The organism is Sinanaerobacter sp. ZZT-01 (assembly GCF_035621135.1).
Classification (GTDB): domain Bacteria; phylum Bacillota; class Clostridia; order Peptostreptococcales; family Anaerovoracaceae; genus IOR16.
On sequence record NZ_CP141728.1, the window covers coordinates 785,873 to 809,923 of the forward strand.

At 40.9% G+C, this 24,051-nt stretch carries 23 protein-coding genes; 5 read left to right on the forward strand and 18 right to left on the reverse strand.

Annotated elements, in window-relative coordinates:
• Complete coding sequence (locus tag U5921_RS03940; protein ID WP_324825174.1) at positions 1-1,353, reverse strand: aspartate aminotransferase family protein; 1,353 nt, start codon at positions 1,351-1,353, stop codon at positions 1-3.
• A gap of 437 nt (positions 1,354-1,790) precedes the next feature.
• Here U5921_RS03940 and U5921_RS03945 point away from each other — a divergent pair, with 437 nt between their 5' ends.
• Positions 1,791-3,155 (forward strand): EAL and HDOD domain-containing protein, encoded by a 1,365-nt coding sequence (locus U5921_RS03945; RefSeq protein ID WP_324825175.1) that lies wholly within the window; start codon positions 1,791-1,793, stop codon positions 3,153-3,155.
• Between the two features lie 111 nt (positions 3,156-3,266).
• Here the strand turns inward: U5921_RS03945 and U5921_RS03950 are convergent, their stop codons facing one another.
• The 8 genes from U5921_RS03950 to murB all read right to left on the reverse strand — a co-directional run bounded on the left by U5921_RS03950 (position 3,267) and on the right by murB (position 11,240).
• On the reverse strand, positions 3,267-3,779 hold the full coding sequence (locus tag U5921_RS03950) for a chemotaxis protein CheW (protein WP_324825176.1): 513 nt from the start codon (positions 3,777-3,779) through the stop codon (positions 3,267-3,269).
• 109 nt (positions 3,780-3,888) lie between these two features.
• Complete coding sequence (locus U5921_RS03955; RefSeq protein ID WP_324825177.1) at positions 3,889-5,622, reverse strand: ABC transporter ATP-binding protein; 1,734 nt, start codon at positions 5,620-5,622, stop codon at positions 3,889-3,891.
• A 27-nt stretch (positions 5,623-5,649) separates the two neighbouring features.
• A complete protein-coding gene (gene whiA / locus U5921_RS03960) occupies positions 5,650-6,603 on the reverse strand; it encodes a DNA-binding protein WhiA (protein WP_324825178.1) in 954 nt (317 codons plus the stop codon).
• 132 nt (positions 6,604-6,735) lie between these two features.
• Positions 6,736-7,557, reverse strand: coding sequence for a 3-keto-5-aminohexanoate cleavage protein (locus U5921_RS03965; RefSeq protein WP_324825179.1), 822 nt, complete (start codon positions 7,555-7,557; stop codon positions 6,736-6,738).
• Positions 7,558-7,616: 59 nt separating this feature from the next.
• Positions 7,617-8,636, reverse strand: coding sequence for a gluconeogenesis factor YvcK family protein (locus U5921_RS03970; RefSeq protein ID WP_324825180.1), 1,020 nt, complete (start codon positions 8,634-8,636; stop codon positions 7,617-7,619).
• Positions 8,637-8,658: 22 nt separating this feature from the next.
• On the reverse strand, positions 8,659-9,507 hold the full coding sequence (gene rapZ, locus U5921_RS03975; protein WP_324825181.1) for an RNase adapter RapZ: 849 nt from the start codon (positions 9,505-9,507) through the stop codon (positions 8,659-8,661).
• A gap of 30 nt (positions 9,508-9,537) precedes the next feature.
• Entirely contained in the window at positions 9,538-10,287 is a 750-nt protein-coding gene (locus tag U5921_RS03980) for a PHP domain-containing protein (RefSeq protein ID WP_324825182.1), read from the reverse strand.
• Positions 10,288-10,334: 47 nt separating this feature from the next.
• Positions 10,335-11,240 (reverse strand): UDP-N-acetylmuramate dehydrogenase, encoded by a 906-nt coding sequence (murB, locus tag U5921_RS03985; protein WP_324825183.1) that lies wholly within the window; start codon positions 11,238-11,240, stop codon positions 10,335-10,337.
• 241 nt (positions 11,241-11,481) lie between these two features.
• Between murB and U5921_RS03990 the strand changes: the two genes are divergently transcribed.
• The gene (locus U5921_RS03990; RefSeq protein WP_324825184.1) at positions 11,482-12,747 is read left to right on the forward strand and encodes an argininosuccinate synthase; all 1,266 of its coding nucleotides are present in this window, start codon (positions 11,482-11,484) and stop codon (positions 12,745-12,747) included.
• A gap of 4 nt (positions 12,748-12,751) precedes the next feature.
• On the opposite strand, the gene U5921_RS03995 is transcribed toward U5921_RS03990, so the two are convergent.
• Positions 12,752-13,471 (reverse strand): Fic family protein, encoded by a 720-nt coding sequence (locus U5921_RS03995; RefSeq protein WP_324825185.1) that lies wholly within the window; start codon positions 13,469-13,471, stop codon positions 12,752-12,754.
• A 342-nt stretch (positions 13,472-13,813) separates the two neighbouring features.
• On the opposite strand from U5921_RS03995, the gene U5921_RS04000 reads away from it, so the two are divergent.
• Genes U5921_RS04000 through U5921_RS04010 form a run of 3 tightly spaced genes read left to right on the forward strand, consistent with a single transcriptional unit; the run spans position 13,814 to position 15,570 of the window.
• Positions 13,814-14,518, forward strand: a complete 705-nt coding sequence (locus U5921_RS04000) for an MgtC/SapB family protein (protein WP_324825186.1) — start codon at positions 13,814-13,816, stop codon at positions 14,516-14,518.
• Between the two features lie 41 nt (positions 14,519-14,559).
• Positions 14,560-15,144 (forward strand): hypothetical protein, encoded by a 585-nt coding sequence (locus U5921_RS04005; protein ID WP_324825187.1) that lies wholly within the window; start codon positions 14,560-14,562, stop codon positions 15,142-15,144.
• Positions 15,145-15,156: 12 nt separating this feature from the next.
• The gene (locus U5921_RS04010) at positions 15,157-15,570 is read left to right on the forward strand and encodes a hemerythrin domain-containing protein (protein ID WP_324825188.1); all 414 of its coding nucleotides are present in this window, start codon (positions 15,157-15,159) and stop codon (positions 15,568-15,570) included.
• Here U5921_RS04010 and fliB read toward each other — a convergent pair.
• From fliB to U5921_RS04050, 8 genes are all read right to left on the reverse strand, one after another.
• On the reverse strand, positions 15,567-16,802 hold the full coding sequence (gene fliB, locus U5921_RS04015) for a flagellin lysine-N-methylase (protein ID WP_324825189.1): 1,236 nt from the start codon (positions 16,800-16,802) through the stop codon (positions 15,567-15,569). The two genes, U5921_RS04010 and fliB, sit on opposite strands and share 4 nt — an antisense overlap.
• Positions 16,803-16,990: 188 nt before the next feature.
• Positions 16,991-18,565 carry a flagellin gene (locus U5921_RS04020; RefSeq protein WP_324825190.1) on the reverse strand — a complete coding sequence of 525 codons (1,575 nt, stop codon included), beginning with the start codon at positions 18,563-18,565 and terminating at the stop codon, positions 16,991-16,993.
• 321 nt (positions 18,566-18,886) lie between these two features.
• Positions 18,887-19,564 (reverse strand): amino acid ABC transporter ATP-binding protein, encoded by a 678-nt coding sequence (locus tag U5921_RS04025; RefSeq protein ID WP_324825191.1) that lies wholly within the window; start codon positions 19,562-19,564, stop codon positions 18,887-18,889.
• 132 nt (positions 19,565-19,696) lie between these two features.
• Positions 19,697-20,374: a phosphate signaling complex protein PhoU gene (gene phoU, locus U5921_RS04030; protein ID WP_324825192.1), complete on the reverse strand. Its 678-nt coding sequence runs from the start codon at positions 20,372-20,374 to the stop codon at positions 19,697-19,699.
• Between the two features lie 36 nt (positions 20,375-20,410).
• Positions 20,411-21,190: a phosphate ABC transporter ATP-binding protein PstB gene (gene pstB / locus U5921_RS04035; RefSeq protein ID WP_324825193.1), complete on the reverse strand. Its 780-nt coding sequence runs from the start codon at positions 21,188-21,190 to the stop codon at positions 20,411-20,413.
• Between the two features lie 4 nt (positions 21,191-21,194).
• Positions 21,195-22,061, reverse strand: coding sequence for a phosphate ABC transporter permease PstA (gene pstA / locus U5921_RS04040; protein ID WP_324825194.1), 867 nt, complete (start codon positions 22,059-22,061; stop codon positions 21,195-21,197).
• The gene (pstC, locus tag U5921_RS04045; protein ID WP_324825195.1) at positions 22,061-22,948 is read right to left on the reverse strand and encodes a phosphate ABC transporter permease subunit PstC; all 888 of its coding nucleotides are present in this window, start codon (positions 22,946-22,948) and stop codon (positions 22,061-22,063) included. The genes pstA and pstC overlap by 1 nt, the downstream gene beginning before the upstream one ends.
• 1 nt (position 22,949) lies before the next feature.
• Positions 22,950-23,816, reverse strand: a complete 867-nt coding sequence (locus U5921_RS04050) for a phosphate ABC transporter substrate-binding protein (protein ID WP_324825196.1) — start codon at positions 23,814-23,816, stop codon at positions 22,950-22,952.
• Positions 23,817-24,051 lie beyond the last annotated feature (235 nt).

Consider the following 24,051-nt stretch of genomic DNA (forward strand, 5'->3'; position numbering starts at 1 on the left):
TTATTTCATGCAAGCTTTAATTGCGTTCTCGTAAATTTCCAATCCTGCATCTAACTGCTCATCTGTAATAACAAGCGGTGCTAAGAAACGAATTACGTTACCATAAGTACCTGCACTCTCCAATAGAAGACCATGCTTTACTGCCTCTGCTACAATTGCACTTACAATCTCAGGATTTGCTTCTTTTGTTTTCTTGTCTTTTACAAACTCAATACCGATCATGCAACCGATGCCTCTTACATCACCAATCACTTCATATTTTTTCTGCCACTCTTTCCATGTTTTCATGACTTTGTCAGAAATCTTAAGTGCTTTTCCAGGAAAATCTTCTTTCTCCATGATATCAATGACTTCAAGAGCTGACGCACAAGCCAATGCATTTCCGCAATAAGTTCCGCCGATTGTTCCTGCCGGTACCGCGTCCATAACTTCTGTTCTAGCCGTTACTGCGCTGAGCGGTGCTCCTCCTGCTATGGATTTTGCACAAGTCATGATATCCGGTGCACATCCTGCTTCTTTCCAGTACTCTGTAGCAAACATTCTTCCGGATCTAGCAAAACCAGTCTGAACTTCATCTGCAACAAGAAGGATTCCTTTCTCATCACAGATCTTACGAACTGCCTTTACCCATTCAATCGGTGCCGGTACAAATCCGCCTTCGCCCTGAATTGGCTCCAGTACAATTGCAGCAACATAATCTGCCGGAGATGCTTCGATAAATGCTTCTTCTAATTTTCCTATATAATAATCGATTGCTTCCTGTTCATTCATCTTTCCCGGTGCTCTGTAAAGGTAAGGGAATTCTACTCTGTAAACGCCATCTGGGAAAGGACCCATTCCAACTGCATATGCTTTTTTTGCAGTCATTGTCATGGTCATATTTGTTCTTCCGTGGAACGCTCCGGTAAAGACAATAATATTTGGTCTTCCCGTATATCCTCTTGCAATTTTCACTGCATTTTCATCAGCCTCCGCACCGCTGTTTACAAACATGGTTTTCTTTGTTTCGCCCTTAACAGGAACAATCTCATTTAATTTTTCTGCAAGTTTAATATAACCTTCATGCGTCGTGATGTTCATCATTGCATGAAAGAACTTATCCGACTGTGCCTTTACTGCATCAACCAGCTCCGGCTTGCTGTATCCGATATTTAAAACGCCGACACCGCCAATCCAATCAAGGAATGTATTTCCATCTACATCCTCAAACATTGCACCTTCTCCCTTTGCAATAACGCATGGATAGCCGCATTTGATGGCATTCGGAACTGCTTTTTCTCTTCTTGCAATGATTTCAGATGCTTTTGGTCCTGGTAATGTAGTTACAACTTTAGGTAATGCATTTTTTAACATCTTTCTTTACCTCCTAAAAAATGTGCTTCCTTCTGCTAGTCGTTTATTATAAAGTCACTAGCATGCAGATGAATTAAACTTTGTCATTTTATTAACGCAATTCATGTGCCACAATATGTATAATCTAAAAAAAAATAAAATAAAGCGTATAGGACTAGTGAAATTTCAATGAAAATAAATATTTTATATTTTATTTTTTACTTAGATGGACAAATATTTATCAATCTTTACTCGTCCTAATAAGAGAAAATTATTAAAAATCTAATAATTCTATTTATTATCTAATACTTTACCTCTGAAGATTGAAAAAAGGTTTTATTGAAGAAACTTTTGCATCACTTTACTAATTTCTGATATAATGAACGTAATAGTCAAAAATTGAGGTAAAATTCACAGCTATTAAGGTCTTATGATTGAAAGGAAAAAAGGGGGACAAGATGCAGAAATATGTAGTACGCCAGCCAATTAAAGATTTGAATCAGCAAATCTTTGGTTACGAAGTAGTATTCCAAGATGATACTGGTGGTTTATCCAACCAAACAAAAGATCGGAATGCAGCAGACTTGATCGCAGATTTTTTGCTGCAAAATGGAAATAAAATATTTGAAGATAAGATCGCTTTTATTACCTTTACACCTAATCTTTTGTTTCGAAATGTTCCAAAGATTTTTAAACAAAACCAGCTTGTCATACAAATTGATGACAACGTCATTATCCATCCCTTAGCGCAAAATATCATTCACCGCTATAAAAAACAGAATTATAAAGTAGCTGTTAATGATTTTCAGTTTGCACCTCGGTACTTTTCAATGATGGATATCATTGATTATATTCGACTGGATTTTCGAAATATCGATACCAATTCAACCTCTTTTCGAAATATCGTGCGTACTGCAAAAGGATTTCAAAAACAGTGCATTGCTTACGGTGTAAATACAAAAAAGGCCTATGACTTTGCCATTGAACTGGAAGTAGACTATATGCAAGGTTCGTATATCGCAGAGGATGTTTCCAAAAAAGTAAACCGCCTTGAATATCTTCAAGGGAACTTCTTCCAGCTTGTTGTAGAATTAACAAAAGATGAGCCGGATTTAGATATGGTAGAAGCGATTATCGCCAGAGATGTCAGCCTGACCTTTTCTCTTCTTAAAATGGTTAATTCTTCTTATTTTGCCTTACGCCATAAGGTAAGCTCGATCATGCAGTCTTTGGTAATCCTGGGACTTGGTCAATTGAAGCAGTGGATTTATCTTCTGAGCTTTCAGCAGGATGATGATAATCTTCCAGAAGATTTGGTTAAGGTTTCCCTGCTACGTGCTAATTTCTGCTCCAGCCTGCTTCCGCATGCCAGTGCAATGCCGATTTCAAAATCTGAAGCTTATCTAATGGGTATGTTCTCTACTTTAGGTCTGTTACTAGATGCTCCGTTAGATGAAGTTTTAGACGAGCTTTACATTGCAGACGAAGTAAAAACCGCACTGCTAGAGGGAGAGGGCCGCTGCGGCCAGCTGTATGAATTGGTACTAAGCTACGAAAGAGCGGACTGGAAGAAAATTTCAGAATTGGCAGACAGTCTGGAAATTCCAAAGAATATTATGTCTCAAATTTATTTTGAATGCGTAGAAACCGTCAATAATATCTGGAATAATTTAATGCTTTCTTCTCATGGGGCGGAAAACACCCCACCACAGCCTTCTGAAAGCATTTTATCCAAAAATGCACGGCTTGGTAAAGACGGTATTACCGATCAGGTAGAAATGCCTCCTTCCCAGGAAGACAGCAATCCTTCCAATAAACTTTAATTATAAATTCCCACAAAAAAAGCCTTAAAACCTAGTTTAAAACCAGATTTTAAGGCTTTTCTATTTCTTGTGCAAAAACTTGACTCCCTATTAAAATAATGCTCTTCATTTTTAAGAGGCAGCCGTTAAAAAGTCAATTGTTTCATCACTTAGCAATGCTTCTGTATTGATCAGCAAAACAATTTTTCCATTTAGTTTACCGATTCCTTCTAAATTGGTCTGTGCATCGCTCCGTTCACTTGCAAGCTGCGGTGGTTTTGAAATTTGCTCTGCTTCAATTTTTACAACTTCATCCACTTCATCAACAATAAACCCAATTAAATTCTCTTTTATGTTCGTTACAACAATGCACGTACGCTCATTATACGGCATCTCCGGTTTATTAAAACGAAGGCGGACGTCGATTACCGGAATGATCGAACCACGCAAATTAATCACACCTTTTGCATAGTTAGGAAATTCCGGCATTGACGTGATTTCCTGTATCCCAACAATCTGTACAACATCTGCAATCGGAATTCCAAAAATTTGGCTCTCTGTCCAAAAGGTCAAATACTTTCCATCCATTTCTGAAATATCCGTCATATCTTCCAGCGTCCATTTCTCCATCTTATTTTCTTCCATAATGCAACCGTCCTCCCAGCTCTTTCTATTACTAAAAATACGTATTTATTTTATTATACACAAATCTTTCTTGTTTGTCATATATCGCATTCTAAATTTTCAATCATTATTAGGCTTGATTCAAACTGTAATACAATCCCTTCTTTTCCATCAATGATTCATGCGTTCCGCTTTCTACAATCCCCTGGTCGGAAAGTACCAAGATCACAGCAGCGTTACGTATTGTAGATAAACGATGAGCTATGGTGAATGTTGTCCGGCCTTTTGCAAGCTTTTCAAGCGAATTCTGCACAATTCGTTCACTTTCATTGTCTAATGCCGATGTGGCTTCATCTAAAATGAGGATTGCAGGGTTTTTTAAGAAGACTCTGGCGATACTAATTCTCTGTTTCTGCCCTCCCGACAGCTTTACCCCTCGTTCGCCAACATACGTCTGATACCCATCTTCCAACTGTTCAATAAATTCATGTGCACCCGCCATTTTCGCAGCATTCACAACTTCTTCAAACGTCGCTCCGGGTTTACCGTATTCAATGTTATCGTAAACGGTTCCGGAAAAAAGGTACACATCCTGCTGTACTATCCCAATCTGGGAGCGAAGAGATTGCAGCGTAACATTTTTGATGTCCTGCCCATCTACTAAAATTCGCCCTGCCGTCACTTCATAAAATCTTGGTATTAGGTTGCAAAGTGTACTTTTCCCGCCGCCTGACGGACCGACGAGTGCCACATTTTCTCCTGCTTTTACATGGAGATTGATATTAGAAAGTACGCTCTTTTCCCCTTCCGCATAACGGAAACTCACTTGGTCAAACTGAATTTCTCCTTTAATTTTTCCAAGTGGAACTGCTCCTTCCGTGTCTTTGATTTCCACCGGCACATCCATGATTTCGACAAAGCGCTCAATCCCTGTCATCCCTCGTTGAAATTGCTCTGTGAATTCGACAATTCTTCGAATAGATGCAAGCAGCATCGTCACATAAAGGAGGTAAGAGATCAAATCAGGCGCTGTAATTTTTCCGTTTATCATAAAAAGTGCACCGACTACTACGACCATGATGTACATGATTCCATCGAAAAACCTGGTTGTACTCTGAAATCCCGCCATATAACGATATACTTCTTTTTTTATTTTTAAAAATCCGCTGTTACCTTCTTCAAATTTCTCTTCTTCCATTTTTTCATTTGCAAAGGATTTTACAACACGGACGCCCAACAGACTGTCTTCCACCTGTGCATTTAATTCTCCAATCTGGTTTCTGGATTTTTTAAATGCTCTGCGCATTCGATTATTAAAATACATCGAGCAGTAGATCATAACCGGAATGACTGCGAAAATGAGAATCGTAAGCGGAATATTCATGGTACAAAGAATGACAAAAGATGCACTGATCTTTAACGCCGCAATAAAGTACTCTTCCGGGCAGTGGTGGGCAAACTCTGTAATATCAAATAAATCACTGGTGATTCTTGCCATGAGCTGACCGATCTTTGTATTGTCATAATAGGAATAAGACAGCTCCTGTAAATGAGAAAACAAATCTCTTCTCATATCTGTCTCGATCTTTGCCCCCATCATATGACCGATGTTTGCCATATAATAGTTGGCAATCATATCAATACACCGCAAAACAAGATATACGGCACCGAGTGATAAAATGATACGCACCGATAAAGCCTGCATATCATTCATACCCTTATCCGTAATAAATCTTACAATCAACGGCAGAACCAGCTCACAAAGCGTAGTTAATGCTGCGCAAAATAAATCCAAAATTAAGACCGCTTTGTACTTCTTAAAATAAGGTGCAAATCGGAAAAGCAAGTGCTTATTTTCTTTCATATTCTCTCCTTTAATCTTTAATGAATGCTATTTCCTTGATTGTCGAATCTTTTCCGCCAGCTCTTCAATTTTTTTCAAGCGGTGATTGATACCCGATTTTTTCAATGGCGGGTCCGTCATTTCTGCCAGCTCCTTTAAAGATGCTTCTGGATTTTCGAGACGGAGCTGTGCGACAGAAAACAGCTTTTCCGGTAAAAAACTCCAGCCTTTCTCATCCCTGATGTATTCAATATCTGCAATCTGCTTGGATGCTGCATTAACGGTTTTATCTAAATTCGCACTTTCACAATTTACAATACGGTTGGTTTTGTTTCTCATTTCCTTTACAATTCGGATATTCTCAAAATCCAAAAGCTGTGAATGTGCACCTAATATATTTAAAAAATCGGTGATTTGCTCACTTTCTTTTAAATAGACAATATAATTATTTTTTCGCCGTACTACCTTCGCATGCAAGCGGAATCCATTTATTAATTTTTTCACATCATTTGCTAACAGTTCACTATTACAGACTATTTCTAAATGATACCCCTTTTCAGGATTACTAATCGTACCCGCCCCCAAAAAAGCCCCTCTTAAATAAGCTTTTTTACAGCAGCGTTTTTTTATGATATCCGAATAAATGCCGTCACTGATATAATTGCAGCCTTCTTTTACAAGTAAAATCCCTGTTTCTCTCAGGATTTGTTCTGCATTTTTATCCGATCCTATGGTCAATTCATAGGAATGACCCCGCTTTAAAATTGCGGCCTCAGAAACGGCTAAATCTGCTCTGGCTCCAAAATAACTTTTTAAAAGCTTGATAAACAAGCGAGCTACCGCAGCATTTTCCGTCGTCAGCTTCACATCCATCTTTCCCCCGCCGGAAAGCTTTATCGTTCCGCACATACGTAAAAATCCTGCAATTTCGGCAAGCATACAGCATTTCTTTTCCATCTCAATGCGTGCCAATTCGTTCTTTGTATTTGATGAAAAAGACATCGTTGCACCTCCAGTAATCTGTTTTTCATGCTTTTTTCATTCTTTTCTGCAGCAAAAATATTGTATCAAAAAAAGCGGTCGGAGCAAAGTACTCCTTCCGCTTTTTATTCATGCATTAACGTTTTGCTTTTTTTATTTTGTTAAGCTTAGAATCTGTCTTGCTTCTGCAGGAGTTGCAATTTCTCTTCCCAAAATCTTAGCAAGCTTTACTGCTTTTTCTACCATTTCTCCGTTGCTCTTTGCAAGAACGCCTTTTTCTAGGTAAAGGTTATCTTCAAATCCAACTCTTACATGTCCGCCCATTGAAATAGTCGCAGCTGCAATATGCCAAGCATTCTTTCCAAGACCGGTAGCCGTCCATGTGGAACCAGCAGGAAGGCTTCCTACCATGAATACTAAATCCCTTAATGTTGCAGTCATCTGTACGCCAAGAACAAAGTCAAAGTGAAGCGGGTGTACTAAAAGACCTTTCTTATCTGCTTTTAACGCAATGTCAATCATACCCTTATCGAATACTTCCAGCTCCGGCTTAATGCCTCTTTCTTTCATAATTTTTGCAAAGTTGAAGATCGTATTATCTGTGTTTACAAAAACTTCGTCTCCGCCAAAATTGCAAGTACCGCAATCTAACGTTGCAAATTCAGGAGTTGGAACGATATCTGTAGATTCTAGTCTTTCCAAATCAGTCATACCAACTGCACCACCGGTAGAAGGCTGAATGATTGCATCCGGGCATTCTTTACGGATTGCATCCACTGCCTCTTGGAATCTTTCTTTGCTCTGTGTCGGTGTACCATCATCCCATCTTACGTGAAGATGGATTACAGATGCACCTGCATCATATGCAGACTTTGCTTCTCTTACAATTTCTTCAATTGTGTAAGGGACCGCAGGATTCTGCTCTTTTGTTACTTCTGCACCGCAGATTGCAGCACTGATAATTAGTTTTTCCATGATTTTTTGCTCCTTTGTATGTATATGTTATTATTAAATATATCAAGCCCTCAGAATGGTTAGTATTCATGAGTCAGCCCGACAATCAAATTAGCGATGCGTTCGGCATCATGGCGGATGTATCCCATCTTTATATCCGTAAAGTTATTCTCGATCAATCGTATCTTCTTTCCCTTAAGATATGCCTTATCTATTTTGGTGGGAAGGATCTGCCTGGCACCATCCTCCTTATACGTTTGCAGCTTCACGTCTTCAATCTGCTTGTTATTGGCGATCACATACTCTATCACTTCACGTCCTATGTATTCATTCACTTTGTTCACATGGTCGGAAACCGTATAATTATCGGTTTCTCCCGGTTGTGTCATGATATTGCAAATTAAAATTTTTTGTGCACAAGATCGCTGTATCGCTTCCCTTATGCCTCCCACCAGAAAGTTTACAATGATACTGCTGTAAAGACTTCCCGGGCCAAAAACAATCACATCTGATTCTAGTATAGCACGAATTGCAGCTTTTGTGGCATCTGAATTCTCAGGTTTCAAAAAAACACGGTGAATTCTGCTTTTTTCTGAAATTACTTTTGCAGGTATGCGGGATTCTCCGTAAACAATTTCTCCATTTTCCAGTTCTGCACAAAGAGTTACATTTTGTGTCGTCACCGGAAGCACGCATCCACGCACTCTGAGAATTTCACTCGCTTTACTGACTGCTGTTTCAAAATTACCGTAAATACCATCCAATGCAGCAAGCAGGAGGTTTCCAAAGCTTTGACCCGCATAGCGGCCCTCACAGAAGCGGTATTTTAGCAGTTCCTGCATCGTTCCTTCTTCATCCGCCATCGCCAGAAGGCAGCTGCGGACATCTCCGGGCGAAAGCATGCCCAAATCTTCCCTTAAAATACCGGAACCGCCACCGTCATCTGCCACCGTCACAATCGCCGTTAAATGTTCCGTCACTTTTTTCATCCCTCGAAGAATAACCGAAAGGCCGGTTCCCCCACCGATGACTGTGATTTTAGGCCCGCTTCCCTGTTGACTGTAGTAATCGATCATCCTTTTTTTTGAACGCTCTTCCATATATGCCCTCTGTCTATTTCTCTTACAAATTACGGTGAATCAAAATCACACGTTTTTCATCTGCTGTAAACAATCTTGAAAATTCATTCGCCATCGTTACCGAACGGTGCTGACCGCCGGTGCATCCAAACGCAAGAACTAGATTTGACTTTCCTTCTTTTTTATATAGAGGAATTAAATCATTGATCACCTGATAAATCTCTTTGATAAATTTATGGCTTTCCGGAAACTTTAATACATAATCTTGCACTTTTTTGCTGTTCCCTGTTAAATTTTTCATGCTGGCAAGGTAAAATGGGTTTGGCAGAAAGCGCATATCAAATACCCAATCTGCATCCAAAGGAATCCCATGCTTGTACCCAAAAGACATAATCGTTATGGTAAACCCATCCGCTTCGTCTTCTGATAACAGAAGCTCCTTGATCTCTTCACTCAGCTTTGCCGTTTTCATATTCGACGTATCCAATATAAAATCGGCCTCTTTTCGAATCTCTTCCAAATGCATTCTTTCTTTTCGAATGCCCTCCGCAATCGTGCCCGACGGAGAAAGAGGGTGGCTGCGCCTTGTTTCTTTATATCTGCGAATCAATACTTCATCAGATGCTTCCAAAAACATCACTTTAAGGGGAACATCCTGACTTTTTAAATCCGTTAGGATATTTCTAAAGTTCTCAAAAAATTCTCTGCTCCGTATATCTACAACAAACGCTGCTTTATCAATCTTCATTTTATCTTGAACAGCCAAGTTAATAAATTCCTTGATTAAAACCGGGGGCATATTATCAATACAATAATACCCTAAGTCCTCCATGCAATGAACCGCTTGGCTCTTTCCCGCACCGGATAATCCTGTTACAATAATTGCTTCCATAACGCACCTCCTTTCCCTCATACTTTATTTCTATACATCCTGATATTCTAAGTTTACGATGCGTTCCAAATCCAAACCGGCCTCAATCGCTCTTTTCAGACCGCCCTCAAAACCCCCGACATTATGTGGTACATGTGCATCGCTGCTCAAAATAAACTGTACCTCTTCTTTTGCTGCAATTCGAATCGATTCTACGGTTAAGTCCTTATGCCAATTACTGATTTCCATCCACGTCTTTCGCTCTGCACAAGCCTTCGCGATTTCCGCAATGTCAAACTCGCCCTTATCTCCCGGATGCGTCAACACCTTAATCGGGTTCTCATACAATGCCTTAATCGTCATCTCCGTATTCCAGTGCTTCGCAGCTTTTACAGAAATACCTGTATGCTCCCTGACATAGTTAAAGCTGTGCAACAGCCCTGCACGCAGCGGTTTTTCTCCAAAAATACCATAATGATACCCCGCCAAAATATAATCGTACTGCTCAAATTCATGCGGCAGCACATCCAAATGGCCGCTGGGATTCATAATGTTTGCCTCTACACCTAGTAAGATTTCAATCTGCGGATACTTTTTCCGCAGAACTTCAATTTCTGCACGCATGATCGGAACTGCACTTCTTTTTATCCCATAACTAATATGCCCCGGTCCATGGTCGGAAATACCAATTGTTTTTAAACCTTTTTGCAAAGCCACCTTCACATTATCTTCAATGGAACCTTTTCCATGTGAAAAGGTCGTATGTGTATGAATATCAAATTTTAAACGGTATTGTTGCACTCGACTTTCTTTCGTATAATACCTCTATGCATTATACACTCCTTTCCTTATATAATACGTACCTCCGGATTCAACATCACTCCGCTCTTGTCATAAACGGTCTGTTGAACCAGCTTCATTAAATCGATGATGTCTGCCGCAGTCGCTCCTCCTTCATTTATAATAAACCCGGCATGCATAGGAGAAACTCTTGCACCACCGACGCTGAGTCCCTTTAATCCAGCATCTTCAATCAGTCGTCCGGCAAAATGCCCTTCCGGCCGCTTAAAAAAGCTGCCTGCACTCGGGAAAGAAACCGGCTGTTTTTCATTTCTTTTTGTGTTCAGTTCCCTCATGCGCTTTTGTATTTCTTCTTGATCTCCGGTCTGCAAATACATTTTTACCCCGATTATAATCTCATCATTTTCTTGAAAAACACTTTTACGATATCCAAAATGCAAGGAATCCGCTTTGCGATCTTTCATCATTCCATTCCGCTTTATGGAAGCTGTGCTGATTATGACATCTTTCATCTCACCGCCATAAGCACCGGCATTCATGTAAACCGCACCGCCTAAACTCCCCGGGATTCCTGCAGCAAATTCCAGCCCGGTCAAGGAATGTTCCATCGCTTTTTTAGAGACTGCCGATAGTAAGATGCCGGGTTCTGCGAAAATCACATTTCCCTCCACGCGGATTCGGTCAATGCCCCCTCCAACATGTAGTACGACACCTTCATAACCTTCATCACGGAATAAAGTATTGCTCCCGTTTCCGATGACAATAAAGGGACATTTTTCTCTGTTCAAAAGCTCAACCGCCGAAAAAAGCTCTGACAAACCAGATGGCTTTACCAGCAGTGCCGCATTTCCTCCGGTACGGAATGACGTGTATTCTCGCATCGGTGCATCAAGATGCAAGCCACTTTCTTGTATATAAGGGAGAAGCTTCTCGTAAATTTCTTTTTGATTCAAAATGATTTCCTCCAAGCAATAAAATTCTTTCTTTAATTATATTCGACTTTATGAATAAAGTAAACCATTGCACAAAAAAGTAACATGCGATCGAAGGATACAATTCGGATTCAAAACGACGTTTGTGTATATTTATTTATTTTTATGAATAAATATTAAAATTTTTATTGATTTTTTCCCCCAGCAGTACTATACTAAATAACATATATTTTCGAGATTACATAGTAAGGAGAGTAATGCCATGAAAAAAGAAAAAATTATACTTGCCTATTCCGGGGGATTGGATACATCGGTTATTGTAACCTGGCTCAAAGAAAAATATGATTATGATGTAATTGCGGTCTGTATTGATGCCGGGCAAAATGAAGATTTTGCAGCGATTGAAAAGAAAGCTTATGCAACCGGTGCATCGAAAGCTTATGTCATTGATGTAAAAAAAGAATTTGTTGAGCAATTCATCTGGCCGGTTTTAAAAGCCGGTGCGGTTTATGAAGGGGATTATCTGTTGGGTACCTCTATGGCCCGCCCTTTAATGGCTCAAAAGCTGGTAGAGATCGCTGAAAAAGAAGGTTCTTACTTAATTGCACACGGATGTACGGGAAAAGGAAATGACCAAGTGCGTTTTGAATCTTCTATTAAAGCTTTAAACCCTTCCATTAAGATTATTGCACCTTGGCGGATTTGGGATTTAAAATCCAGAGAAGATTGTCTTCTTTACGCAAAAGAACATAACATTCCGGTAGCACAAAGTGTAACGAAAATTTACAGCCGTGATGAAAATCTATGGCATATCAGCCATGAGGGAGGAAACCTTGAAAACCCGTGGAACGAGCATTTAGACGATATGCTTCTTTTAAGTGTGCCGCCGGAAAAAGCACCGGATACTCCGCTGTATGTTGAAATTGACTTTGAAAAAGGAATTCCCACCGGAATTAACGGAACAAAAATGGATGCGGTTGCGCTTCTTGCTTATCTAAATAAAATTGGAGGAGAAAATGCAATCGGCTGTATTGACATCGTAGAAAACCGTCTTGTAGGGATGAAATCCAGAGGTGTGTATGAAACGCCGGGCGGCACCATCCTATACCAAGCACACCATGCATTGGAAAAGCTGATCTTAGATCGTGATACGATGGCTTATAAAAATATCGTCGCACAAAAGTATTCTGAACTGATTTATGACGGGCGTTGGTTTACCCCATTGCGAGAAGCGATTGACGCTTTTGTCGATGTAACGCAGGCACAAGCAACCGGAACGGTTCGAATCAAGTTATATAAAGGAAGCTGCACCGCTGTTGGTTCTAAATCTCCGTATTCCCTTTACAGTGAAGAGTTTGCTACTTTCAGTGCAGATGAGGTTTATAATCAAAAAGACGCAGAAGGTTTTATCAATCTCTTTGCACTTCCTTTAAAAATCCGTGCTATATTAAAGGAACAGCATGAAGGAATCAAGGGTGATGAAACACTTGGAAAGAAAGTCATCCGCGGCGGAGACTTTGTAGAATAATGCATTAACGGTAAGGAGACGTCAATTGGAGCATCACCTCCAATTGATTGTATACTCCACGTTCTACCACTTGATAAAACGGCTCAATCTCTTCTGTCTTCAAATAATGGCACAGTGCGTCATTGTATTGTGACTCGCTCATCGCAAGCGAAATGGGCGGAAATCCATGCTGGATCAAATCACACAGAAGCGCCATCCTCGCCATGCTGGCAGAATGCGGGCCAAACGGATAAATTTCAATGATCTTATTATGCAGGTAGGCAGCTTTTCGGATTGGATTGGAGATGATTTCCTCATTCATCCAGCCAAACAAAAGCTCCATCTGCTCTTCTATTTCTTTAAAATGCGGCGGATTATAACACAGTTCAAGTAAAACCGGATTGTTTGTGCGGTAAATCTCACTTTCCTCCGGAAAGAGCACTTTAAAAATCTGTATCAGCAGCTTTTCATCCAACTCATATTTCATATCCTTTAAAAGATAGATTTTCCGTATCGCTTCCATATAATTACGAATTTGGCTGTGCTCCATCAGATTCACGCTCACAACAAATTCACCCTTCATAATTTTTATGACATCTTGCTTGGAAACCGCACTGCCATCCAAATGCAGGGAAGAATAAATCCAGTCATGAAAGCTCACTTCCTCGATATACGTTTTTATTTCCGGCGGAAACGGCTTTCTGTTTTCTAAAATAAGAAGTTTTTTCTTTATTTCTCTATACATAGGCACACCCCATTAAAATTGATTTTAGTATAACCCGCTTCCTCTTTCACCGCAAGGGAAAAAATCCCATAGTAAAAAATTATAATAAATTGCGTTCATGAATCGCTTACTATGCGCTTCCTACATATGATATAATAAATACAGTTTATGTAACAAAATCTTATATATTTTACCTCGCATGTATTGATTGTATCGGTGTGAAGCAAACCAGAGCAGCGGTTTGCACTTATGATATAATAAATACAGTTCCTATAACAAATACTATCGGTATTGTATCGAATGTATGGATGCAACAAGTGTTATTTCTTTATCTTCTTGAATATGAATAAACAGGAGGAATTTATGCAGCAGCTGCAAGTCTTTTATACGATATATTTACAAGACATTAATCTGATATCGGTCACAATTCGCCTCATCCTTTCCATTTTTTTAGGGGGAATGATCGGCTTAGAGCGAGGTTCTAACAAGCACCAGGCCGGCTTTCGCACACACATGCTCGTCTGTATGGGAGCTGCACTTGCTATGTTGACCAACCAATTCATCTATGAAACCATGTCCACTGCTTCCGACCCAGCCCGACTTGGAGCACAGGTGATCAGCGGCATCGGTTTTTTGGGAGTCGGTACCATTTTAGTAACAGGACGTCATAAAATAAAAGGATTGACTACCGCCGCCGGACTTTGGGCTTCTGCCTGTACCGGACTTGCAATCGGAATCGGCTTTTATTCCGGTGCAATCATTGCCGGAATCTTAATCTTTATCGTCCTTGCTTTTCTCCCAAGTATTGAACTGTACTTTTATAAACGTTCAAGGATGATTGACCTTTATATTGAAACGGATTCCATCAAAAGAGTCCCGCCCATGCTGAAATTTATTCGAAGTCTTGATGTCATGATACCGGAAACCCACCTGAGCCGCTCTGAGACCATTTCAGAGCACACCGTAGGTGTCCATCTTTCTATCAAATTAGCAAAGCATGTTGATCGGGATGAATTGCTCGAAGAAATCAGCAATTTTGAGGGAATCTACCTCTTGGAAGAAATTTAAAATACATCGTATAAAAAGAAAATCAAAAAGGAGTGTTTCCATTGAATGACCAGACCATCAAATCATTATTAGGTTTTCTCATAGAGAAGAAAGAGAGTCTCAGTCAGTATCTTGACTACTTTGAACCTGCGGATTTAAGAAACGGAATTCTGTCCATACCGGAAGAACTGATAAACAATCCTTGCAAAAAACCCATTTTAGCAAAGCTTGCACCGAATGTCCACGACTATAAGGTTACTTTTTCCGGTGATTATATATTTTTAGATTTGAATCTCAACATCAAACAGCTCGGCCCGATTAAGGCAATGTATCTGCTCAGTGTGGAAAAATGCGTCTTCGAACCGCAGATGCACCGTCTAAGCTTTACTTATCGTGAAGATATCCGCCCACAAGGCGGCCCTATGCAGTCTATGATGCTTAAGACTTTTTTGCTGAATCAGGGAAGTCTGCTGCAAAAAGCGGTTTCCTTATCCAAATTAAAAGCGATTCAAGTGAACCGCACCCATATTTTTGTCGATTTGGATCGAGTTCCGCTCTTCACTTCTGCTTTTTTTGAAAAGCTGAGCATTCAATACGTACAGTCACAAGACGGAAAATTGACGTGCCGTTTCACATTTTTGGAATAAATGGAGTCTATCATGCCTACGATACCTTGGGATAAGAAGTTTGCAACCGAGATCCCTCTCATTGACAGCCAGCACAAGCATTTTCTTTTGAAAGCAAATCTGTTCTATGCAAAATGTAAGATTCATCCCGCTTCCACGGAATTGGAAGCAGATCTTTCTTTGCTCGAACAGCTTTTTCTTTCACATTGTTTAAATGAAGAGGGTTTCCAAAAAGAATCACATTATCCGTACTTTCATCATCATCTGGCTTCTCACGACCGCCTGCGTGCAAGCATGCGTGAAATTGGTCACTTCCTTCGCAAGGCTTCCTTTTCTGATCAGGCTGTGCAGGAATTGTATGACTTCCTCTCCTCCCCTTTTATCGACCATCTGCTCTTTGAGGATATCAAATTTGCAAGGTATTGGAAAGAAAAAGCAAGTCTTTAATCTTTGATGAGTATTGCAAGACTGGCAAGGTCTTCCGTACCCCGCAATCGTGCCCGTTTCAGCAAGGTCTCCTGATTTTCCTCATTATGCGTCAAATTCCTCGAAATTTTTACGATGAGCTGAATGAATTCTTCATCTGTGGATTTATCTGAAAGCTCACACTGCAGAAATCCTTTCAAAAGCTGATACAAGCCTGCAAAGCTCAGGTAATTTTCCCACACGCTCTTTTCCCTGAAATGGAATGGCTGGCGTGTTGTGAAAAACCAAGTGACGAGTATATTTTCTAAGATGTATTCTCGTCCCGAAAAAAAGCGTCTCACTCTTTCCTTCGATTTCTCATAAGTTTCAAGATTACAGGTATAGACAAGTTCTCCCGTCTCATCCGCCTCTGCAGAAACGCCTATATTTTTCAGCTTCTCTTTCACTGCTTCCGATACACTGCTCATTCCGCCTTTATAATAATTGGTAATTAAAATGCCCATACTCATTGCTTGAAGGTTTGTGTCGCCCTTCATGCCTTTCCACATCTCAGAAAGCTCTTCGGTATCTAAAAGAGAAAGCATGCTGTCCACATAGGCGGGGATTTCTGCTTCTTTCTTTTCTGCTTCCAGTTCGTCTATGTGCTTTAAAAACATGCCGAGCAGTAAAAAACGGTCATCCAGTGACAGACTTCTACATTGCAGTGCTGCCACTGCCAATACCTTAATGTCGAAAACACAATCATAGATTGCCCTCTTTTTTTCTCCTGCCAATTCTAAGGAAAAGACACGCAGATCCTCCTTCAGCTCTTCTTCCTGTGAAACAAGTGCAATCCCATCCTTTTTTCCCATGATAAGCTTTACCACCACCTCACAAGCCAGCGAAAGATGACGCTCCAGCACTCCTGCAGAAAGTGCATTCAGTCTTGGAAAGGTGCGGCATACCTGCGATAAGCTTTCCTCTCCGCCTTCCAGCTGCAGACGGCACAAGCCGCTTTCCGAAAGCATCGGGCAATCTCCATCTGCATTCAATTTCATTTTTGCATATCGAGTCGTGCTTGAATTGGTCCGTATCCGTGACAATGCTTGCTCCCGAACCTTTTTAAGCTCCGGTGAAAGCCTTGCATTTTTTAGCTTCTTATACTCCTTCTGCGATAAATGAATACTCCATTTCTGACAACAGTGATAGCTGCAGTCTCCTCCGATACAGGAAAAGTCATCGTAATAGTCCGGTTTAATCACATTGTATTTCATTTGCATCCTCCGTATTTTTCTGTCTTTATATCCTTGAATCAATTTCATTAGAAACAGCTCATGAAATCAAGATAAATCTTTCCCTTTTTCTATCACGAAAAATACATTTTTTGTGATAGAAAAAGGGCAGATTGCTCCGCCCTTTTTTCTTCTTATAAAATTCCCAATACAAGGGTTTACTCCTACAATTACTGTAATAACTGCAATACGCCCTGCGGAATCTGGTTTGCCTGTGCAAGCATAGCCTGAGCAGACTGAGTCAGAATGTTGTTCTTTGTGAAGTCCATCATTTCCTTCGCCATGTCTACGTCTCTGATTCGGCTTTCTGCAGCAGTCATGTTTTCTCCTGCAACACCTAAGTTGTTGATGGTGTGCTCTAACCTGTTTTGAACCGCACCAAGACCGCCACGTGCAGCAGATACTTTATTGATTGCATCCTTGATCTTTTCAAGCGCAGCCGATGCACCTGTCTGAGAGCCGATATCCACACCGCCGATGCCAAGTGCACTTGAACTCATGTCACCAACTGATACGGTAACCTTGTTGTACTTATCTGCCGTGTCACCAACCTGTAAGACCAAGCCGTCTCCGGAAGTTGCGGAAGCGGTGCCAGCCTTTAATGAAATTGCACTAGAAGATGCACTTGCATTAATTCCCGTCTTTTCACTGATTAATGCAGCCATAGCTACGTCATCAGTGCCTACAGTATAAGAACCAGAAGTAACCTTAACATAATTGACATCGGAATCCAAGTCTGCAGCTGCATCAGAATCTTCTACAAATGCAAATTTTTGTCCGTTGATTTCAAAAATGCTTTTCGATGCATCACCGCCAGCACTATAGACATCAATCTTATCTGCATTTAAATCATAGTAAGCATCCTCACCTGCTGTAGTCGCTGGGGCATCAAACACTGCTTGATCTGTACCTGTACTATCAGTCACCCCAATCTTATAGATTTCAAACTGATCTGCCGCTCCGGCGTTTTTGGAGGTGATCGTTATTTCACCGCTTGCTACCCCTACCGTATAGCCGTCGCCCAATTTCTCCTGTAGTTTTTCCTGCAGTTCCGTATTTGACGCATCATTTTTTGAATCACTAAACTCTGCATCGTCAGCTGCCGTAAAGTCAACGGTTGTTTCCTGCAATGCACCATCCGCATCTCTGTAGGTAAGCGTTACATTGTATGTATCACCCTTAGTCAATGTAGCTGGAGAAGTACCCTCTGCAGCTACTGTAGACGTCGTCGCAGTTGCTGCATTCAGCTTCAATACGTCCGGATTGCTTGCCAGATCAGCATACTTCACATTCACTGCAACGCCTGTAGCAGAGCTGCTTCCAAGGGAACCGTCTAACAGGTTGATTCCATTGTAGTTTGTGGATTCGGAAATACGGTCGATTTCTGATTTCAGGGATTTGATTTCTTCCTGAAGACTTTTACGGTCTACATCGTTATCATATGTACCGTTTGAGGACTGTGTAGCCAGCTCTGACATACGGTTCAGCATGGAGTGTACTTCTGTCAAAGCACCTTCTGCTGTCTGTACTAAAGAAATACCGTCATTTGCATTATTCTGTGCAGTCTCCAGGCCTTTGATCTGTGCTCTCATCTTTTCGGAAATTGCCAGACCTGCAGCGTCGTCACCGGCACGGTTGATTTTGTAACCGGAAGACAGCTTTTCAAGGTTCTTTCCTACTGCGTTATTGTTTCCGCCTAATTGTCTGTACGAGTTTAATGCTGCGATATTGTGTTGAATTCTCATAATTGTTCCTCCTTAAATCTTATCAGGGGATTCCTTTCCCCTACATGTAAATTCTTTTTATATTTCATCCCTCCGGCTAAGGGCCCTTTCGCCTTCGGGTCGAAAACTTTTTTCTATGTCTTATATATCGTTCGGATTCTCAGTTACTTAATAGCCCTTTATCTTTTTTTGAAAAAAATACACGAAAAAATCGGTCTGCATTTACACACGACCGATTTTTTCCTGGTGACTTATTTTATCTCATCTCATCCTATATTCTCTTTATTGCCTCTGAGCGCTTCATCAATTGTCGGGAGTGACGAAAAGCTGCGGCTCTCAGCTTTAATTCAAATATCGGACTTGCCCGGGAGCTCCTTTTTCGACGATGCATCCCTGTTCCATTATCAGAACAGAGTCGGCGACCTTCTTTGCTAGGCTTTTTTCGTTTGTCGCAACAATGACGGTCTTTCCTTCGCTTGCAAACTGCTTAATTAAGCGCACAACTTCTTCCGCCATCTCCGCTGTCAAGCCCATTGTCGGCTCATCAAACAAAAGTATCTTCGGATCATATAGCAAAGCTCTTGCGATCGCAATTTTCTGCTTCTCCGCACCGTTGATCTGATCCGCATAAAGCGATGCTTTCGCTTCCATACCAACCTTTTCCAATGCCATCATCGCCTGTTCATTGGCTTTTGTACAATCCGCTGTCTGATCATGGAGCATTCCAATTGCCACATTATCTCTTACATTCAAATGCGGGAAAAGATTAAAATTTCCATAAACAAAACCAATCTTTTTTCGAAGTGGCTCTTCACTTGTGCCGTCAGCTGCTGTATCTTCAATGAGAACTTCACCTTCAGTCGGCATATCAAGCAAATCTAAGCAACGCAAAAAAGTGCTTTTTCCGCAGCCGGAAGGTCCCATGATGCAAACCACTTCACTTTCTTTCATGCTTTCGTTAATCCCTTTTAATGCCTCTACTTGGCCAAAGGTTTTCTTTAAGTTTTTTACTTTTACCATGCAAATGCTCCTTTCTTCGGATTTCCTGTCTCGATTATATCAAATACAATGTACCTATTGTTTTTCCATTGAAATCACTTCTTTATGCATATGCATGATTATACTACCATCAGAATAAATATTCAAGTATATTTATTCATTTTTTTCATCTTTTTTTTCGCTGATTTCAGTCGTTCCTTCCATGGCAAATACCGTTTCCTCACAAATGTTTGTCGCATAGTCTGCAATCCGCTCTAAATGGGATGCAATAAACAAGAAGGTCACGCTTTGACGGTTCTTTACGGCATCCTCTCCAATGAATCCAATCAGTTCCTCGTAAATGCTGCGAAACAATTCGTCGACTTCATCGTCGAAAATCCATACCTTTCTTGCAAGGCGTAAGTCTTTGTTTACAAATGCGTCAGTTGCATTTTTCACCATTTTCGCCGCCATCTCTGCCATGCGGGGAATATCGATCAGCTCTTTCATATATTCTTCATTTTCGAGGCGTAACGTATATTTTGCAATGTCTTCACAGTGGTCGCCGATGCGTTCCAAATCTCGAATCATTTGTAAAATGGAAATGCACATGCGCAGATCGCCTGCAAGCGGCTGCTGTGTCGCTAGAAATTTTAATGTTTTATCTGCAATCTGGCCTTCTAAATCGTCTATTTTTTCGTCGTTGTCAATGATGCTTCTTGCTAAAGCTCCATCCTTTTCTTTCAGAGATTTTATCGCTCCCCGAATGGTTTCTTCAACCAGTGCGGTCATACTCAGTAAATCCGCTTTAATCACGGCCATTTCCTGATCCATTTGCAATCTTGCTGCCATATCCTTCTCTCCTTTATATAGGTTTTCCTATTAAAATCACCCGAAACGCCCTGTAATATAATCTTCCGTCTTTTTATTTGCGGGATTGGAAAAAATCGTTTCTGTCCGATCGCTTTCTATCACTTCTCCGCTCAAAAAGAAGGAAGTAAAATCAGAAACGCGTCCCGCCTGCTGCATATTATGGGTTACAATTACAATCGTATATTTATCCGAAAGTGTGTTTAACAATTCTTCAATCTTTGCTGTTGCAACCGGGTCCAACGCGGAAGTCGGTTCGTCCATTAGTATGACCTCCGGCTCTACGGCCAGGCATCTTGCAATGCACAGACGCTGCTGCTGTCCGCCGGAAAGTCCTGCCGCAGATCGGTTGAGACGGTCTTTTACCTCTTCCCAGAGTGCAACTTCACGCAAGGTGCGTTCTACAATTTCATCCAATTTATTTTTATTTTTTTCTCCGTGAATCTTGGGTCCGTATACGATATTTTCATAGATTGATTTTGGAAATGGATTTGGTTTTTGAAAGACCATTCCCACTTTTTTTCTCAATGCAGTCAGGTCGTAATCCTTTCCGTATATATCTTCTTTGTCAAAATAAATATCCCCTTCGATTCTCACTCCGTTTATCAGATCATTCATTCGGTTTAACGTTCTGAGGAAGGTTGATTTTCCACATCCCGACGGTCCAATCAGAGCGGTGATCTTATTTTCATAGATGTCCATATTTATATTTTTTAATGCTTGAAAGCTACCATAAAAAAGGTTTAAATCTCTAACCTCAAATTTCATTTTACCTTCTGCTTTTTCTTCTATCTGCATCGATTTACTCCTTTTCTTTTCCCAGGCTGCCACTGATAAAATTCGCTGCGGTATTAATCAAAAGAACCATTAAGATTAACAAGGCGGCCGTCGCATAGGTCTTTTCCTTTGACAATCCCTCTGATGCCAGCATGTACAAATGCACTGCCATACTCCTTGTCGAATCGAAAACGCTGGTTGGCAGCTTTAAAGAGCCGCCGACAGTGAGCATAACTGCCGCCGTCTCTCCGACTGCTCTTCCGATTCCTAAAATCAATCCGGTCAAGATGCCTGACTTACAACAAGGCAAAACTACTTTTATAATTGTCTGCCACTTGCTGGCTCCCAGCGATAAGCTCCCTTCACGGTAAGACATGGGTACGGTTTTCAAGGATTCTTCGGTCGCACGTACAAGTGTAGGCAGAACCATCATGGACAGCGTAAGTCCTCCGGAAAGTACGGACCATCCCATGCCGAGAAAGACGACGAAAAACGCAAATCCGAATAAACCAAATATAATGGAAGGAATTCCTGCTAATATTTCCGTGAAAAATCGGATTAAGGAAACGATTCTTCCTCCTTTTGCGTATTCATTGAAATAGATCGCTGCCGCAATGCCAACCGGCATGGAAATGACCATCGCGACTGCTGTGATATAAAGGGTTCCGATGATAACAGAAAAGATGCCGCCCTCTTTTCCCAGTCTTCGAGGTTCCTGTGATAAAAATTCCCAATTGATATGAGTAAGACCATTGATTAGGATATATCCGACAATTACAACTAAGCTGATTAAGGTAATCGCTGCCAAAATTCCAAGACTGCTATAGAAAATTCCATCTTTTATGGACTTTGATCGTTTTTGATTGTTATTATATAATTTTTCTTTTTCCATTATGCATCTCCTCCCATACGCCGCATTACAAGCTGGGCGAGAATATTCAGTAGCATGATAATGACAAACAGTACAATTCCCACCGCAAACAAAGCAGATTGGTGAGTCGGTGCTGCATAGGACATTTCCATTGCAATCGTTCCTGTCAATGTTGCCGCAGAATCCAGTATACTTTTTGGAACTACGGGCATATTTCCTGTGATTAAAAGGACAGCCATCGTTTCACCAATGGCTCTTCCCATTCCCAAAATAATGGAAGAGAGAATCCCTGACTTTGCCGCCGGAATCAAGACTTTCATAATTGTTTCTCTCTTATTTGCACCAAGTGCTAAAGAAGCCTCTCGATATTCATGGGGAACGGCCGCCAGTGAATTTTCAGAAATGCTCACAATTGTCGGCAAGATCATAATGGCTAAAATAATGGCTCCTGCCAAAACGCTGAATCCGGTGGTTGTCGCTCCCGGGCGGAAGATCTGATAAATCGGTAATATATAAGTACGGATGGCCGGTACCAGTACCGCCAGTCCAAAAAATCCATAAACGACGGATGGGATTCCTGCCAAAAGCTCTACTGCATTTTTAAATATTTTAGCAATTCTCGGGGGCAGGATCTCCACTAAAAACACCGCGCAGGCGATCCCTGTTGGAATGCCTATAATCAGCGACCCCAAGGTAACGGATAAAGTTCCTACGATCAATGGAAAGATTCCATATTCTCCGCTTGTCGGTTTCCAGTCCATCCCGAAAATAAAGGAAAAAACACCGTATTCTCTCAATACGGGAAGACCGGAATGGAAAATAAAAATGGTAATCAATCCTACCGACAAAGTCGATAGGATTGCACAAAGGATGATTATTTTTTCGATTACTTTTTCGTATGCTTTCATGTTATTTCACCGGTATAAATTCTTCCGCTACAATTGCTTGCCCTTCCTCACTCATTACGAAGTCCACATAAGCCTGTGCTGCTTCGCTCAGTTCTGCTCCTGTCACATAGATAAAGGGTCTTGAAATTTTGTAACTGCCATCTACTACTGTATCAGAGGATGGAGCAACTCCTTCAACGGAAACTGCTTTGACTGTATCATCCAGAGAACCGAGGGATACATATCCAATGGAGTTTGGTGTTGTTGCTACGGTCTGTTTCACAGCTCCTGTGGATGGCTGTACGATTGCCTGTGCGATCGTGTTATCGATTTCTTTTCCGGCTTCGTCCTTGGATAACACTTTTGTAATTTCAGTAAATGCCCCTCTGGTTCCGGAGCCTTCTTCTCTGGTAACTACGACAATTTCTGCATCTTCGCCACCGACTTCTTTCCAATTCTTAATTTCTCCTGTATAGATTTTCTGAATTTGATCGAGCGTAAGGTCTTTTACGGTACATTCCGGGTTTACGACGACTGCGACTCCATCCTTTGCTATGATAGTTTCTGTTTTTACTTCTGCTTTTTCTTCTTCTTTTACTTCTCTGGACAATGCGCCAAAATCGGCAATCGCCTGTTCAATGGCCTTGATTCCTTGTCCGGAACCGCCTCCTTGCACTTCCACCGAGACATTTTTATTTTTATCCATGAATGCCTCTGCCAGTTCTTCGGACAGCGGCTGTACAGAAGTAGATCCTGCAATCACAACCGTCCCGCTCAATTCTCCGTTGCTTCCCTCTGTCTGCGTATTGTCACCGCACCCACTTAATGCAACGGTCAGCGTCATAGCTGTGATTAGTCCGATTACCAACAATTTTTTTCTCTTTAACATATTCATTCCTCTTTTCTTTTTTTATATTCCTTTTCATTTTGGTTAAAATTTAAAGGATGATTTTTCATGTACTTAGTATTCCCTTGCTTTAACTTTATATTATCGAGGCTTTGTTAAAGGCAAATGAGTCTTTTGTTAAAAGCATGTTAAATGTCATTTTCTATCACTTGATAAAACAAACTCAAAATCCATATAAAAAAGAAATCGTTCTTATCCGACAAAAAAAGGAACTCTC

Excerpts from the sequence above, each read along its gene's own strand:
- U5921_RS03940 (WP_324825174.1), bottom strand. The coding sequence starts at position 1,353 with ATGTTAAAAAATGCATTACCTAAAGTTGTAACTACATTACCAGGACCA.
- U5921_RS03945 (WP_324825175.1), top strand. The coding sequence starts at position 1,791 with ATGCAGAAATATGTAGTACGCCAGCCAATTAAAGATTTGAATCAGCAA.
- U5921_RS03950 (WP_324825176.1), bottom strand. The coding sequence starts at position 3,779 with ATGGAAGAAAATAAGATGGAGAAATGGACGCTGGAAGATATGACGGAT.
- U5921_RS03955 (WP_324825177.1), bottom strand. The coding sequence starts at position 5,622 with ATGAAAGAAAATAAGCACTTGCTTTTCCGATTTGCACCTTATTTTAAG.
- whiA (WP_324825178.1), bottom strand. The coding sequence starts at position 6,603 with ATGTCTTTTTCATCAAATACAAAGAACGAATTGGCACGCATTGAGATG.
- U5921_RS03965 (WP_324825179.1), bottom strand. The coding sequence starts at position 7,557 with ATGGAAAAACTAATTATCAGTGCTGCAATCTGCGGTGCAGAAGTAACA.
- U5921_RS03970 (WP_324825180.1), bottom strand. The coding sequence starts at position 8,636 with ATGGAAGAGCGTTCAAAAAAAAGGATGATCGATTACTACAGTCAACAG.
- rapZ (WP_324825181.1), bottom strand. The coding sequence starts at position 9,507 with ATGGAAGCAATTATTGTAACAGGATTATCCGGTGCGGGAAAGAGCCAA.
- U5921_RS03990 (WP_324825184.1), top strand. The coding sequence starts at position 11,482 with ATGAAAAAAGAAAAAATTATACTTGCCTATTCCGGGGGATTGGATACA.
- U5921_RS03995 (WP_324825185.1), bottom strand. The coding sequence starts at position 13,471 with ATGTATAGAGAAATAAAGAAAAAACTTCTTATTTTAGAAAACAGAAAG.
- U5921_RS04000 (WP_324825186.1), top strand. The coding sequence starts at position 13,814 with ATGCAGCAGCTGCAAGTCTTTTATACGATATATTTACAAGACATTAAT.
- U5921_RS04010 (WP_324825188.1), top strand. The coding sequence starts at position 15,157 with ATGCCTACGATACCTTGGGATAAGAAGTTTGCAACCGAGATCCCTCTC.
- fliB (WP_324825189.1), bottom strand. The coding sequence starts at position 16,802 with ATGAAATACAATGTGATTAAACCGGACTATTACGATGACTTTTCCTGT.
- U5921_RS04020 (WP_324825190.1), bottom strand. The coding sequence starts at position 18,565 with ATGAGAATTCAACACAATATCGCAGCATTAAACTCGTACAGACAATTA.
- U5921_RS04025 (WP_324825191.1), bottom strand. The coding sequence starts at position 19,564 with ATGGTAAAAGTAAAAAACTTAAAGAAAACCTTTGGCCAAGTAGAGGCA.
- phoU (WP_324825192.1), bottom strand. The coding sequence starts at position 20,374 with ATGGCAGCAAGATTGCAAATGGATCAGGAAATGGCCGTGATTAAAGCG.
- pstB (WP_324825193.1), bottom strand. The coding sequence starts at position 21,190 with ATGCAGATAGAAGAAAAAGCAGAAGGTAAAATGAAATTTGAGGTTAGA.
- pstA (WP_324825194.1), bottom strand. The coding sequence starts at position 22,061 with ATGGAAAAAGAAAAATTATATAATAACAATCAAAAACGATCAAAGTCC.
- pstC (WP_324825195.1), bottom strand. The coding sequence starts at position 22,948 with ATGAAAGCATACGAAAAAGTAATCGAAAAAATAATCATCCTTTGTGCA.
- U5921_RS04050 (WP_324825196.1), bottom strand. The coding sequence starts at position 23,816 with ATGTTAAAGAGAAAAAAATTGTTGGTAATCGGACTAATCACAGCTATG.